We start from the raw sequence: 12,781 nt of genomic DNA, 5'->3' as shown, positions 1-12,781 counted from the left end.
CCCGCCGTAATCAAACGTCATGACCGAACTGACAACCGAAATACCACGGTCGCGCTCAATGGCCATCCAGTCCGAACGTGTGCGGCGGCGCTCGCCTTTGGCCCGCACGTTCCCCGCCAGCTGAATGGCACCACCCGCGCGCAGAATACGCTCAGTCAGTGTGGTTTTACCAGCGTCGGGGTGCGAGATGATCGCAAACGTACGACGGCGGACAATTTCCTTACCCAGTTCAGGATTGGCGGTATCAGACATAAATCAGTTCCGGGGCTTCTGGCATGAATAAAAACGGCAAACGCCGGATGGAGAGAAAACTCTCCACCCGGCGTCCACAGGTCGAACCGGAGTTCCCGATTAACGGGAGTAGAATTCGACCACCAGGTTCGGTTCCATCTGCACCGGATACGGCACATCGGAAAGCTGCGGGCCACGCAGGAACGTGCCCTTCATCTGGCGATGATCCACTTCCATGTATTCCGGCACGTCACGCTCAGCGGACTGAGTTGCATCCAGAACGATGGCAAGCTGCTTGGACTTTTCACGCACTTCGATCACGTCACCATCCTTAACGATGTAGGACGGGATGTTCAGCTTGCGGCCGTTGACCAGAATGTGGCCATGGCTGATGAACTGACGTGCAGCAAACGGCGTGATCGCGAACTTCATGCGGTAGATCACCGCGTCCAGACGACGTTCGAGCAGGTTGATCAGGTTTTCAGACGTATCGCCCTTACGACGCACGGCTTCCTGATAGTAGCGGCGGAACTGCTTTTCCGTGATGTTGCCGTAGTAGCCCTTGAGCTTCTGCTTGGCCATCAGCTGCACGGAGAAGTCAGAAGGCTTGCCCTTGCGGCGCTGACCGTGCTGACCCGGACCGTATTCACGACGGTTAACGGGGGACTTTGCACGGCCCCACAGGTTTACGCCAAGGCGGCGGTTGATTTTGTACTTGCTCTCAAGGCGCTTGCTCATAGTGCGCTCTTCATCTCTCAACAGGCGGGCTGGGAGAAACAGCCCGTCATTACACCGGTAGTCTCCGTCCACCACGGATCGGAGCGGGCGCACACCGCATTACCAGCAAAAAGACGCTGGCCGGTCTGTCCACATTCCCGGCAATGGTCGCAGGGTTTACGAGAACGTCACCGGCCTGTCAAGAAAAGCCATGCGGGTGGGGTGCAGGAAGCGTATGTGGCCGTTTTTATTTTGTATTAACACGCGGCAACATACTATCAGGACAGCACTACTCTTCACTCTGGGACGCAAGGATATACTCCATGCCATTTGCACACAAATGGGCCCTCTTTGTCGGATTGGGCGTTGCGCTGGTCATACTGGGCTTTGTTGCCTGCCTTGATGCGGTGTCTGTTACCCTCGCCAGCACCATGTTTATTGGTGGCCTGCTTATTTTTGCCGGGATCATGCAGGGCGTGCATGCTCTTGCGGTCAAGGACTGGGGGGGCTTTCTGTTTTCCCTGCTCTGCGGCGGACTTTATATTATTGCCGGCGCCCTGCTGATCAAGGAGCCTGTCTCCGGCTCCGTAGCCATTACGGTGTTTGCCTCGGTCTGCTTTGTTGTGGTGGGCGTTCTGCGCTCGGTCATGGCGCTCCAGTACCGTGGGCTGCCAGGCTGGGGCATTATTCTGGGCAGCGGGCTAATCAGCCTTGTGGTGGGTATTTGCCTGTACCTTAGCCTGCCCTGGTCCGGTCTGTGGCTGATTGGCACCTTTATTGCCGTTGAACTGATAGCAAGCGGCATTGGCTGGGTGCAGTTCGGGCTTGCTCTGCGCCAGAGCAACCTGCGCTAAAGCGCCTGAGCGCACCCAAAGAGGCGGGTGGCTTACGCCTTGCCTGCCTCTTTATCGTCTGATGCCTCTGCATCGGGCTTTTCCGGCGGCATAAGGGCCAGCACATCCCCCTCGGGGGCAAGCAGGGCTCTGGCCGCCAGACCATCCTCATCCATAGCGGCTATTTTCTGCCTTGGCAGGAGCGATGTCGGGCGCTCCCCTGCCTCGCGCTTGCGCAGAATTGTTTCTATATTCTGCATGACCACCGGGTAGTCATCTACCAGACGGCGGAAACGCGATGCCTTGATCGCCATGAAGTGCCCGAACTGCACGGCCCGCACATTGCCAACACAACGCCAACGCTGGAGAGCTTCCTGCGCGCCTAGCAGATCCCCTGCCCCGTACAGTTCATCCACCCCGGCCACATGCGCCTCCACCAGCCCCGCGCTGATAAAATAGACGTAGCGCATCTTCTGCCCCTTGCGGCACAGCAGTTCCTGCGGTGCAACAAAGCGCAGGGATGTGGTGGTCGCCAGATCATGCAGTTCCGCGCCCGGCAGCCCACGGAATACGGCTGCATTTTTAATCCGTTCCTCAATCCCGCTCCGCAGGTCAAAGCTCAGGCGCTTGTTCAGGCGGTGCCTGCGGCGCTCCAGTTCCTTGAGCAGCTCACGGTTCAGTTCATCACTGATCAGGGATTCCGCGAGCAGGGTGTCGTATTCCTCCCCTTCCAGACGCAGGGATATCTGGCGGAAAATACGGTTTTCCAGTGCCTCGGCGTAGCCATGGTAATGCAGGCGCAGGGTTTCGAGCGCCTCATCCAGCAGCTTGCGCTGGCGGGAGAGCACCTCGGCCACAATTTCCCCAATACGGCTGCCCAGCGTGGGTTCGAGTCGTTCACGCATGAAGCGGGTCAGCGAGATGGAAATGAAGTGCGCCACCATCAGCATTTCAAACCGCTCGGCCATGCACAGCATCAGCGGCCGGTCCCAGCGCAGGTAATTATGCACCCACTGCGCCAGATCAAACCGGAAGGAAGGGCTAAGCCGCCGCCGTAGCGCGCGTACATACCCCAGACGCCCTTCCAGCCTTGCCCCATCAATTGCCGCTTCGGACGAACGCAGCAACGTTTCCATCACCCGGCGGGACAACCCCTGCATACGGAACAGGTCCAGCAGTAAGGAGCGTTCCTGACTGGCTATGGTGATCAGGGCCAGATTGACGCGCTGGGTATCCGACAAAGCCTGATCGAATACATTGGCGGCCTGCTCCTCCTCCGAGCGGCGCTCGATCTGGTCCAGCACGGGGCGCGTGGCATCCGCGCTAAAGCCGAGTTCGCCCCCCAGTTCCTCCGCCCGCTCACGCACATTCCCCAGACCAATGCCCAGCACCTGATGGCGCATGGCCTCATCAATGGGAGAAAGCTGGTCGAGCTTCAAAAACAGAACAAGCGAGCGCAATGTGGTGCCATTGACCAGCAGGGTGATCAGCACAAAACCGGTGGCGATAATACCAATAAAGTGGGCAATGGGTGTTGCTACGTGCTCGTTCTCTGTCACGGCCAGAGCAAGCGCCAGCGTAATGGCCCCACGCAGCCCACCCCAGACCATGGTTACCTTGAACGGTGTTGGTACGGGGGGAGAAAGGCGCGACCACGCCAGAAGCGGCAGCATGCCAAACACCACGGCTGCACGCGCGGTAAGCCCGGCCACACTGGCAATCAGGATCAGCACCCAGTCCCAGCGGGTCATGCCCACCAGCAGGTGCGGCACCAGCATGGACGCCAGCACAAACACCAAGGACCCTGCCCAGAACACCAGCTGCTGCCAGAGCTGGTTAAGGAACAGCCATGTCTGTGGCCGCACGGTGGATGGCCCGTAAACTGAGAGCGTCAACCCCGCAGCCGCAGTGGCCACCACGCCGGACACCCCAAGAAACTCGTCTGAAATAATATAAACAACATAGGGGAGCGCAACGCTGAGCGTAATTTCGGCAGCGGAACTGCCAATGGCCGACATCATGGCCAGTGTCAGCCGCCCACACAGCACCCCAACCACCACAGCCCCGGCAAAGGAGACAACGAACGAAACAACCGCCTCCCCCGGATGGATGGCGCGGTGCAGCGTAACCGATGGCAACAGAATGGAAAAAATGGAAATGGCGGCAGCGTCATTGAGCAGCGCTTCCCCTTCCACCAGCCGGGTCAGGCGGGTGGAGGCCCCGATATCGCGGAAAATCCCGGCCACGGCGGACGGGTCCGTGGTAGCCACAATGGAGCCAAGCAGCAGGCAGACCACAAGCGGCATGCCCGCAAAGGGCATAAGGGCAAAACCAATAAGGGCGGTGGAGAGCGCCACAGCCACAACGGCCAGCAGCAACACGGTTGCGGCCTCATGCGCCAGACGCCGCACATCAATGGCCAGCGCGCCCTGAAAAACCAGTACGGGCAGAAAAATAAGCAGGAACGACTCACTGCTTATGGGAAAATCCAGCAGGGTTTCGGCTATCCCACTCAGGGCAGAGGCATAGGACGTGCGCAGCGCAAAATCTGCCAGCGAACCAATAATAATGCCGACAATAGCCAGCAGAACGGTTTCGGAAAGTTCAAGCTTGCGGGCAATGGGCTGTACCGCACTCACCACAACCAGCAAAAGCGCAATAACAAGCAGTATCGCAGCCAGCCCTGTTACCGCCATACTCATGCCCCTTTTACTGCCAAAACCTGTCTGATTCCTTCCTTGCTAACACAATGATAAGGCAAGGAAATGGCAGACTCTGCTCTTTGGCTCCGCTTTTAACAGGCCCGAGGCAACCATGCCACACCCGCAAGCACAGGTCAGGAACATGCACACAGCGCATGACTATGTATTTTGCGGAACCTACAGGCCCCACAAGGCATGAGTGTAACCCACACCCGGCAAGACTTTTCTGGCACAAGGATTGAGAGTATGCTCCACACCATGAAAACACCCACGCGCTCCTGCACCCGGCTTGCCATGCTTGTGTTGATGCTCACAGGTCTTTCGGCCTGTGCGGAAGACCCCAATGCGCATTACTACCATGCCCGCACCCACAAGGGGCAGGCAGCACCAGACTGGTACAGGCCGCCAGCCACGCCGCAAAACACCTTCAAATACAAAAAAGCGCCAATGCTCTATGAAAAACAGGCCGTTGGCTCCCCACAAGGCATCCAATATGACCGATAATGACAAGACGGAGAAAGTTGTGCGTCTGGGCATTATTGCCGGGGCTATCATGGTTGGCATTATTGTCCTGACCACCATGTATTCCGGCTTTGCCGCCCTTATGACCGGCCAACCCATGCCCGGGCAGCCCGCCCAGACCATGGGCCAGAATGCACCCCGCTAAAAAGTCACCCTCTTTTTACTGTCGGCTTGCAGGGGGGCTGCTGGCAGGGCTGCTGGGCTCCCCCATTCCCCTTGGAATATGCGCGAGCCCTCCGGCACCTCCCCCCGAACTCCCCCTGCCCGAACATGCAGGCGGAACGCTTCGGCTGGTTGCCTCTGCTTCTGGCGGCACACTGGACCCCCAGATCAACTATACTGGCAAATACATAAACCTTTTTGCCAATGTGTATGATGGGCTCACCACTTTTCGTAAGGTCACAGGCCCCGCAGGTAAGGAGGTCGTGCCCGATCTGGCAGAAACACTGCCAGCCCCGCAGGATGGCGGGTTGCGTTACACGTTTACGCTGCGCCCCAACATTGCCTTCTCCAACGGCCAGCCCGTGACCACGGCGGATGTTGTTGCCTCCTTCCAGCGCCTTTTCCGTATTGGCGCGCCAACAGCGGGGGCGTTTTATGGCGCTCTTGTCGGAGCGGATGCCTGCCTGCGTACCCCTGCACACTGCACACTTGAACATGGGATAGAAGCCGATGCAGCCACCCGGCGCATAACCTTCCATCTGACCCACCCCGATACCGAGTTCCTGCAAAAACTGGCCTTTACCCACGCCGTTATTCTGCCAGCCAGCACCCCCGACCACGATACGGGCAACACCCCCCTGCCCGGCACCGGCCCCTACCGGCTGGAAGCCTACGACCCCAACAATTTTCTGTATCTTGCCCGCAATCCCGCATTCCATGTCTGGAACCCGCAGGCACAGCCCGCAGGCTACCCGGACCGGATTGAATATACCTTTGGCATTCCCGAAGAGGCCGCCGTAACCGCGGTGGAAAACGGGCAGTATGACTGGATGGCCGATACCATCCCCCTGGACCGGCTGGGCGAACTTGGCAGCCACTTTGCGGGGCGGACACATGTCATGCGCCACCCCTCAATCTACTTTTTACCCATGAACATGCATGAACCCCCTTTTACGGACATAAGGGTGCGTCAGGCTGTTAATTACGCGCTCAACCGCAAAGCGCTGGTTATTCTGTACGGTGGACCGGGTATTGCCCGCCCGTTATGCGGGCTTGTTCCGTCTGCTCTGGATGTTGCGGGGCAGAACTGCGCCTATACACGCGGGGCATCACCCACCGCACCGGCACAGCAATGGTCCGCGCCAGACATGCAGATGGCCAGTAATCTGGTCCGCGCAAGTGGCACTGCGGGACAGAAAGTTACGCTGGTTGTGGACAATACCAGCGCGGACATGGCCATGGGTGCCTGGGTGCGCGACATGCTGCAATCCCTTGGTTATCAGGCCATGTTGCGCCCCATAAGCAGCAGCCTGCATCTGCCCTATATCCAGAATACGGATAACCATGTGCAAATCTCGCTCACGAGCTGGTCAGCCGATTACCCCTCGGCCTCCAACTTTGTGGACGCGCTCTTCGGGTGTGAGAATTTTCACCCCCATTCCGACAGCTCGATTAACATACCGGGGTTTTGTGACCCCCATGCCCAGTCTGTCATGGAGCGAGCGAAAACGGATACCAGCCTGAGCACAACCCAGCGCGACCAGCTCTGGATGGAAGCCAACAGGCTGATCATGGAGCAGGCACCCGCCGCCCCCATGATTGAAAAAGACAACGTGGTGCTGACATCCGCCCGTGTTCGGAACTTTTTTTATACCGAGGTCAATCAGCTCCTGTTCTCTCAGGTCTGGCTGCATTAACCACCGGGGCGGTTATCCACAGAATCTGTGGATGAAATATAGGACAAGTCTGGAATGAGCGCGGGATAACCCCCGCATATGGCTCACTCCCCGCCAAGCCGCCGCAGAACACGGGCACGGATCTGCTCAGGGAGCGGCACGTAATCAAGCTGCCCGGTTACGGCCTCCCCACCAACCAGCCCCCAGCGGAAAAAGCGCCGCACGGCCTGCCCCTGATTATCGGCGGTGGCCGTGGCCGGGAACAGTACATAGGTGGTGGTAATAATGGGCCAGCTTTGCGCCCCTTCCACATCACTCAGGGCTGCGGTCAGGTCGGCCTCATCCCATTGTGCGGACTGGGCTGCCTGCGCAAAGCTTGTGGCGGAGGGGCTTACAAAAAAACCATCATGGTTCTGCATCTGTACAAGAGCCAGATGGTTGCGTGCGGCATAGGCATATTCAAGGTAGCCTATGCTGCCTGCCGTATTCTGCACATACGCGGCAATGCCGTCATTACCACGCGCGCCTGCACCCACCGGCCATGCCACGGATGTGCCCTTGCCCACGCCATTTTTCCACTCGGGGGATACATGGGCCAGATAATCTGTAAAAACATAGGTCGTGCCCGAGCCATCCGCCCGGTGCAAAGGGGCAATAACCTGATCTGGCAGCTTTACTCCGGGGTTAAGGGCGGCAATCCGGGCATCGTTCCACTGGGTTATGGTGCCTGCGTAAATGGCAGCCAGCACAGGCCCGCTCAGGCGCAGGGCACCATCAGCCACACCGGGAACATTGGCCGTTACCACCACACCGCCAATAGCGGTAGGCACCTGCACCAGCCCGCCAGCCACCAGACGCGCATGACCCATAGGGGCATCGGATGCCCCAAAATCCACCGTACCGGCCAGAATCTGGTTTTGCCCGGCCCCCGAACCTATGGTCTGGTAGTTCACCCGCACGTCCACGCCAGAAGGAGCCGCCGCGGACCATGCCTGATAAAGCGGCGCGGCAAAGCTGGAGCCCGCCCCTGTAATTTCGTCCGCCCGCGCGGCATACGGCAGGGCAAACCCACCGCATAGCAGCACAGCGGCAAAACCAGCCTTAACCCAACGGCTTACATGGGCGGGGGAATAACATGCCATGACCTGCTCCTTCTGCCGCAGCCTGCCCTTAGCGCAGGACAGCCCCGGTTGCTTTGCTGACAGCAGCCACAATACGCTCGGATACGGCTTCGAGTTCGGCATCTGTCAGGCTTTTCTCGGTAGGCTGGAGTGTTACCTCCACCCCGACCGAGCGTGTGCCTTCCGCCACATGCGGTCCTGTATAAATGTCAAACAGGCTGACATCGGCCACAAGCTGGCGGTCCGCACCACGTACTGCGCGCAACACGCTTTCCACTGGAATGTCCTGCGCAAGCACAAACGCAAAGTCGCGCCGCACCGGCTGGAAGGCGGACAGAACAGGCGCGCTTTTCTTCTTCTTTTTGGGCTGAGGCACGCCTTCAACAAACACTTCGAAGGCCACAACCGGCACATCAATCCCCGCAGCCTGAAGCACGGAAGGATGCAGCTCACCAAAATACGCCAGAACGTTTTTGGGTCCCTGCCGCAGCACACCCGAACGGCCGGGATGGTACCATGCCGGGGCGTCCGCCGTGGTGGTTATGGCATCGGGGTTAACCCCAAACTGCCGCAACACCTCCAGCGCATCCGCCTTGGCGGCCCAGAGCGACACCGCATGCCCGGGCACACCGGGGTAACGTTGCGTGGAACCCGAGCGCACACCCGCTGCCAGCGTTTGCTGTGCGGACTGGGCAAAGGCCGGCCCAATCTCAAACAATCCGATATCCCCCCACCCGCGCACGCTGTTGTGCCGGATGGCCGCCACCAGATTAACCAGCGGGGTCGGGCGCATCTGGTCCAGATCAGAGGCAATGGGGTTTAGCAGGCGCAGGCTTTCCGGTGCGCCGCCAAAATGCATGGCCTCCTCGTGCGAGACAAAGGAGAAACCCACAGTCTCAGTCAGGCCACGGGCGGCCAGAACGCGGCGCGCCAGTGCAAAACGGGCCTGCGCGGGAGTAAGCGATGCACCGGGCACCACGCTGATGGGGGGCAGCGGCACAGCGGGAACAGCGTCCAGCCCTTTAAGGCGCAGAACCTCTTCCACCAAATCGCTCTCGGCTTCAATGCCTGCAACACCCTGTGCTGCAAGGGCTGCCACATCGGCGGGCAGGTCCTTGCCCTGCGACAGAACAGGGGCCTGTGCCACATCATTCCGCCAGGAAGGTACGCTCAGTTCCACCTGCTCGGCGGTCCGCTCACGCACTTCAAAGCCCAGCTTTTCCAGCAGGCTGACGCTCTCATCAGCCGGCACGTCCAGCCCGCCAAGGTCGCGCACCCGGTCAAAGCGCAGCGTTGCCGTGCGCTGCCATGCAGGCTGCTCCCCGGCGGAGACAACCTCACTGGCTTCCCCCCCACACAGGTCAATAATCATGCGGGTGGCCGCTTCCAGAGCGGCTATGGGGAGTGCCTGATCCACACCGCGCTCAAAGCGGTAGCTCGAATCAGACGACAGGCCGAGCCTGCGGCTGCTCAGGGCCACACGCACGGGGTCAAACAGGGCACATTCCACAAACACATCCGTTGTGGCTTCAGTAGCGCCTGTGGCTTCCCCGCCCATAATCCCGGCAAGGGACTGCACGCCGTTCTGGTCCGCAATAACGCAGTCTTCCGCCGTTACAGTGCAATCCTGCCCGTCCAGCGTGCGGAAGGTTTCCCCCGCGCCACGGCACAGGGTCAGCCTGCCACCGGCAATTGTGTTCGCATCGAACACATGCAGCGGGCGCCCAAGGTCGAAACAGAAGTAGTTGGTAATATCCACCAGTGCGGAAATGGGGCGCAGGCCAATGCTTTCCAGCCGGTTACGCAGCCATTCCGGGCTTGGCCCGTTCCTGACCCCACGGATGGTCCGCCCCAGCACCCACGGGCAGGCCTCGGGGTAGGTAATGGCCCATTCCACGGGGGAGGCAAACGTACCTTCCACCGTTTCGGCCAGCCACGGGCGCAGCGTGCCAAGCCCGGCAGCAGCCAGATCGCGCGCAATACCGCGCACACCCAGTGCATCGCCCCGGTTGGGGGTTATGGCAATGTCGATCACCACATCATCCAGCCCGGCAAAATCGGGGTAGGACTGGCCGGGCAGCGTGTCGGCTGGCAGTTCGGCAATGCCGCTGGTTTCTTCCCCCAGCCCCAGTTCACGCAGGGAGCAGAGCATGCCGCCGCTGAGTTCGCCCCGGACCTTGCCTGCCTTGATGGTAATATCCAGCCCCGGCACGTAAGCGCCCGGCGGCGCAAAGATAACCGCCAGGTCCTTGCGGGCATTGGGGGCACCGCACACCACCTGCACATCCGAAAAGCCGGGACCGGCATCCACCCGGCAAACCTGCAGACGGTCAGCATTGGGGTGGGGCTGGGCGTCCAGAATGCGCGCGGTCAGGAACGGTTCGAGAGCGGCGCCCTTGTTCTCGACACTTTCCACCTCCAGGCCAATCTGGTTGAGCATGGCGCATATTTCGGCCAGCGTTGCCTGTGTTTCCAGGTGCTCATACAGCCATGACAGCGTGAATTTCATACTCTCACACCCCTTCGTGCAACAGTGCGGGTGCGAGCGGGTCTGCCCCGTAATGTCGCAGCCAGCGGATATCGCTTTCATAGAACGAGCGCAGGTCGGGGATGCCGTTCTTCAGCATCGCCAGGCGCTCGACCCCCATACCAAAGGCAAAACCCTGCCATACGCGCGGGTCCAGCCCACAATTGGCCAGAACACGGGCATGGACCATGCCTGCGCCCAGCACTTCCAGCCAGTCTTCCCCGGCCCCGATTTCACCCGTTTTGCGCGACCAGCCAATATCCACTTCCAAAGACGGCTCGGTAAACGGGAAGTAGGATGAGCGGAAACGCACCGGCAGGGACGGCTTGCCAAAAAATGCACGCAAAAACTCGATCAGGCAGCCTTTGAGGTGCCCAAGAGTAATGCCCTGCCCCACCACCAGACCTTCGCACTGGTGGAACATGGGGGAATGCGTTGCATCATGGTCAGCGCGGTAGGTCCGGCCGGGCGCAATAATGCGGATAGGCGGCTTTTGCCCCAGCATGGTGCGGATCTGCACGCCCGAGGTCTGGGTCCGCAGGACGCGGGTTACGTCCAGCCCCGGCGCAGGCGGGAGGTAAAACGTGTCGTGGTCCGTCCGGGCGGGGTGATGGTCGGGCGTGTTCAGGGCCGAAAAGTTGTGCCAGTCAGTCTCGATATCCGGCCCTTCAGCAACCTGAAAACCCATGACACCAAAAATGGCCGTCATTTCCTCGATCGTGCGGCTGATCGGGTGGATGTAGCCTGCGGCCTCTGCTGGCGGGGGTACGGTTACGTCCAGTTTTTCGGCAATCAGGCGGGCCTGCAGGGCAGCGGCTTCCAGCTCCTTGCCGCGGGCTTCTACCGCCTGGGTCAGCTCATCACGCAGGCGGTTCAGGGCAACGCCCCGCGCCTTGCGCTCATCGGGCTGCATTTTCCCCAACGCCTTGAGCAGACCGGTCAGGCGGCCGGATTTGCCCAGAGTGCCAACGCGCACGGCATCCCATGCCCGCAGGTCTGTGGCACCAGCCAGTTCGGACAGGACATCCTGCCGAAGAGTTTCTAGATCGTCGCTCATGGAACCCCGCGCTGAGGAAAAAATACTACCCGGCGGATACAATCTCCCGCTCCGGGAGAAAAGCCCTTAGGCCCAAAAACCATCCGCCAAAAAGCAAAAAGGCCGCCCGGTAAGGGACGGCCTTCTTGTATACCGGATCTGTCAGAACCGGCAATCAGGCTGCCAGAGCGGCCTGTGCCTTCTTGACGATTTCGGCAAAGGTTGCTGCGTCATCAAATGCGATGGCGGCCAGAACCTTGCGGTCAATCTCGATCCCTGCCTTGGCCAGACCGTTAATGAAACGGCTGTAGGTCAGGCCGTGTTCACGCACAGCGGCGTTGATACGCTGGATCCACAGAGCGCGGAATTCACGCTTCTTGTTGCGGCGGTCGCGATATGCGTACTGGAGCGCCTTTTCAACGCGTTCCAGAGCAATGCGGTAGTTGGTGGAAGACCGGCCGCGGTAACCCTTGGACAGTTCCAGAACTTTTTTGTGGCGAGCGAGTGTGGTTACACCGCGTTTAACACGTGCCATATCTTAGATGCTCCTTACAGCCCGTAGGGGGCCCACTGCTTAACCGTACGGCCGTCCTGCGGCTGAAGAACCTGCGTGCCGCGAGCGGAGCGCTTCATCTTCTGGGTACGCTTGATCATGCCGTGACGCTTACCGCACGGGCCGGAGAGCACCTTGCCGGTCGCGGTGATCTTGAACCGCTTCTTGACCGACGATTTGGTCTTCATTTTGGGCATTTCATTACTCCTGAAATACGCTGGACATAACCGCCCTACCCCCGAAGGAATAAAGTGGCTTCTGCACGGCCGGGCATGCCCCACAGGCCCGGACGCGTGCGCGAATGCGCTTCCTTAAAAGAAAGGGGGGCAGCTTTCAAGCCTTTGCTTGCAACAAATCTGCTCCACAAGGGGCAACCGATTCTTCGACCGGTCGGATTCTGTGCCGCGCAAAGCGCCTGTTCCGCATACATATATAAGGTAGGCCCCTCTGTTTGCCCGAGCAAAATGCATGCCGCACATGCAAATTTTCACCTGTCTATATTTTACAGAATATAGATAATAACCAAAAAAGGCCGATTTTTGTAATATTCTTGCGATATAGATAAATCATATACACTTTGTCGTGTAATAACGCGGCTTCTATGCGTTTATCTGTGACAGAAATCCAGATAAGATTGATCTCAATCAACGACAGACCGCAGATGCTGTTCCTCTGGCTGTGTTGGGCAGACTTGATCCATC

12 protein-coding genes are annotated in these 12,781 nt (G+C 59.5%); 4 read left to right on the top strand and 8 right to left on the bottom strand.

Translation table 11 applies throughout. The features are described from left to right. Both HK20_RS11655 and rpsD read right to left on the bottom strand, forming a co-directional pair. The coding region (locus HK20_RS11655; protein ID WP_233129196.1) for a GTP-binding protein at positions 1-252 on the bottom strand (252 nt) is incomplete at its 3' end. A gap of 99 nt (positions 253-351) precedes the next feature. After that, positions 352-969: a 30S ribosomal protein S4 gene (rpsD, locus tag HK20_RS11650; RefSeq protein ID WP_025824941.1), complete on the bottom strand. Its 618-nt coding sequence runs from the start codon at positions 967-969 to the stop codon at positions 352-354. A gap of 302 nt (positions 970-1,271) precedes the next feature. Between rpsD and HK20_RS11645 the strand changes: the two genes are divergently transcribed. Continuing rightward, positions 1,272-1,802, top strand: coding sequence for an HdeD family acid-resistance protein (locus HK20_RS11645; protein WP_086647205.1), 531 nt, complete (start codon positions 1,272-1,274; stop codon positions 1,800-1,802). 32 nt (positions 1,803-1,834) lie between these two features. Here HK20_RS11645 and HK20_RS11640 read toward each other — a convergent pair whose 3' ends face one another. Next, positions 1,835-4,477: a cation:proton antiporter gene (locus HK20_RS11640; protein ID WP_086647216.1), complete on the bottom strand. Its 2,643-nt coding sequence runs from the start codon at positions 4,475-4,477 to the stop codon at positions 1,835-1,837. Between the two features lie 252 nt (positions 4,478-4,729). Between HK20_RS11640 and HK20_RS11635 the strand changes: the two genes are divergently transcribed. The 3 genes from HK20_RS11635 to HK20_RS11630 are packed head-to-tail and all read left to right on the top strand — an operon-like array spanning position 4,730 to position 6,864. After that, entirely contained in the window at positions 4,730-4,987 is a 258-nt protein-coding gene (locus HK20_RS11635; RefSeq protein ID WP_233129195.1) for a hypothetical protein, read from the top strand. Next, positions 4,977-5,150: a hypothetical protein gene (locus HK20_RS13005; RefSeq protein WP_158093064.1), complete on the top strand. Its 174-nt coding sequence runs from the start codon at positions 4,977-4,979 to the stop codon at positions 5,148-5,150. The genes HK20_RS11635 and HK20_RS13005 overlap by 11 nt, the downstream gene beginning before the upstream one ends. Then, positions 5,137-6,864 carry an ABC transporter substrate-binding protein gene (locus HK20_RS11630; protein WP_086647203.1) on the top strand — a complete coding sequence of 576 codons (1,728 nt, stop codon included), beginning with the start codon at positions 5,137-5,139 and terminating at the stop codon, positions 6,862-6,864. The genes HK20_RS13005 and HK20_RS11630 overlap by 14 nt, the downstream gene beginning before the upstream one ends. 83 nt (positions 6,865-6,947) lie before the next feature. On the opposite strand, the gene pstS is transcribed toward HK20_RS11630, so the two are convergent. From pstS to rpmI, 5 genes are all read right to left on the bottom strand, one after another. After that, positions 6,948-7,985 (bottom strand): phosphate ABC transporter substrate-binding protein PstS, encoded by a 1,038-nt coding sequence (pstS, locus tag HK20_RS11625; RefSeq protein ID WP_086647202.1) that lies wholly within the window; start codon positions 7,983-7,985, stop codon positions 6,948-6,950. Between the two features lie 28 nt (positions 7,986-8,013). Then, positions 8,014-10,473 carry a phenylalanine--tRNA ligase subunit beta gene (pheT, locus tag HK20_RS11620; protein ID WP_086647201.1) on the bottom strand — a complete coding sequence of 820 codons (2,460 nt, stop codon included), beginning with the start codon at positions 10,471-10,473 and terminating at the stop codon, positions 8,014-8,016. A 4-nt stretch (positions 10,474-10,477) separates the two neighbouring features. After that, positions 10,478-11,548: a phenylalanine--tRNA ligase subunit alpha gene (gene pheS, locus HK20_RS11615; protein ID WP_086647200.1), complete on the bottom strand. Its 1,071-nt coding sequence runs from the start codon at positions 11,546-11,548 to the stop codon at positions 10,478-10,480. A gap of 154 nt (positions 11,549-11,702) precedes the next feature. Then, a complete protein-coding gene (gene rplT / locus HK20_RS11610; protein WP_025824929.1) occupies positions 11,703-12,062 on the bottom strand; it encodes a 50S ribosomal protein L20 in 360 nt (119 codons plus the stop codon). 14 nt (positions 12,063-12,076) lie between these two features. Further along, positions 12,077-12,277: a 50S ribosomal protein L35 gene (gene rpmI, locus HK20_RS11605; protein WP_048853984.1), complete on the bottom strand. Its 201-nt coding sequence runs from the start codon at positions 12,275-12,277 to the stop codon at positions 12,077-12,079. Positions 12,278-12,781 lie beyond the last annotated feature (504 nt).

It is taken from the genome of Acetobacter sp. DsW_54 (assembly GCF_002153575.1).
Classification (GTDB): Bacteria; Pseudomonadota; Alphaproteobacteria; order Acetobacterales; family Acetobacteraceae; genus Acetobacter; species Acetobacter fabarum.
This window is presented reverse-complemented; position numbering and strand designations above follow the sequence as displayed.

Coding starts and splice junctions, on each gene's coding strand:
- rpsD (WP_025824941.1), bottom strand. CDS start 969: ATGAGCAAGCGCCTTGAGAGCAAGTACAAAATCAACCGCCGCCTTGGC.
- HK20_RS11645 (WP_086647205.1), top strand. CDS start 1,272: ATGCCATTTGCACACAAATGGGCCCTCTTTGTCGGATTGGGCGTTGCG.
- HK20_RS11640 (WP_086647216.1), bottom strand. CDS start 4,477: ATGGCGGTAACAGGGCTGGCTGCGATACTGCTTGTTATTGCGCTTTTG.
- HK20_RS11635 (WP_233129195.1), top strand. CDS start 4,730: ATGCTCCACACCATGAAAACACCCACGCGCTCCTGCACCCGGCTTGCC.
- HK20_RS13005 (WP_158093064.1), top strand. CDS start 4,977: ATGACCGATAATGACAAGACGGAGAAAGTTGTGCGTCTGGGCATTATT.
- HK20_RS11630 (WP_086647203.1), top strand. CDS start 5,137: ATGCACCCCGCTAAAAAGTCACCCTCTTTTTACTGTCGGCTTGCAGGG.
- pstS (WP_086647202.1), bottom strand. CDS start 7,985: ATGGCATGTTATTCCCCCGCCCATGTAAGCCGTTGGGTTAAGGCTGGT.
- pheT (WP_086647201.1), bottom strand. CDS start 10,473: ATGAAATTCACGCTGTCATGGCTGTATGAGCACCTGGAAACACAGGCA.
- pheS (WP_086647200.1), bottom strand. CDS start 11,548: ATGAGCGACGATCTAGAAACTCTTCGGCAGGATGTCCTGTCCGAACTG.
- rplT (WP_025824929.1), bottom strand. CDS start 12,062: ATGGCACGTGTTAAACGCGGTGTAACCACACTCGCTCGCCACAAAAAA.
- rpmI (WP_048853984.1), bottom strand. CDS start 12,277: ATGCCCAAAATGAAGACCAAATCGTCGGTCAAGAAGCGGTTCAAGATC.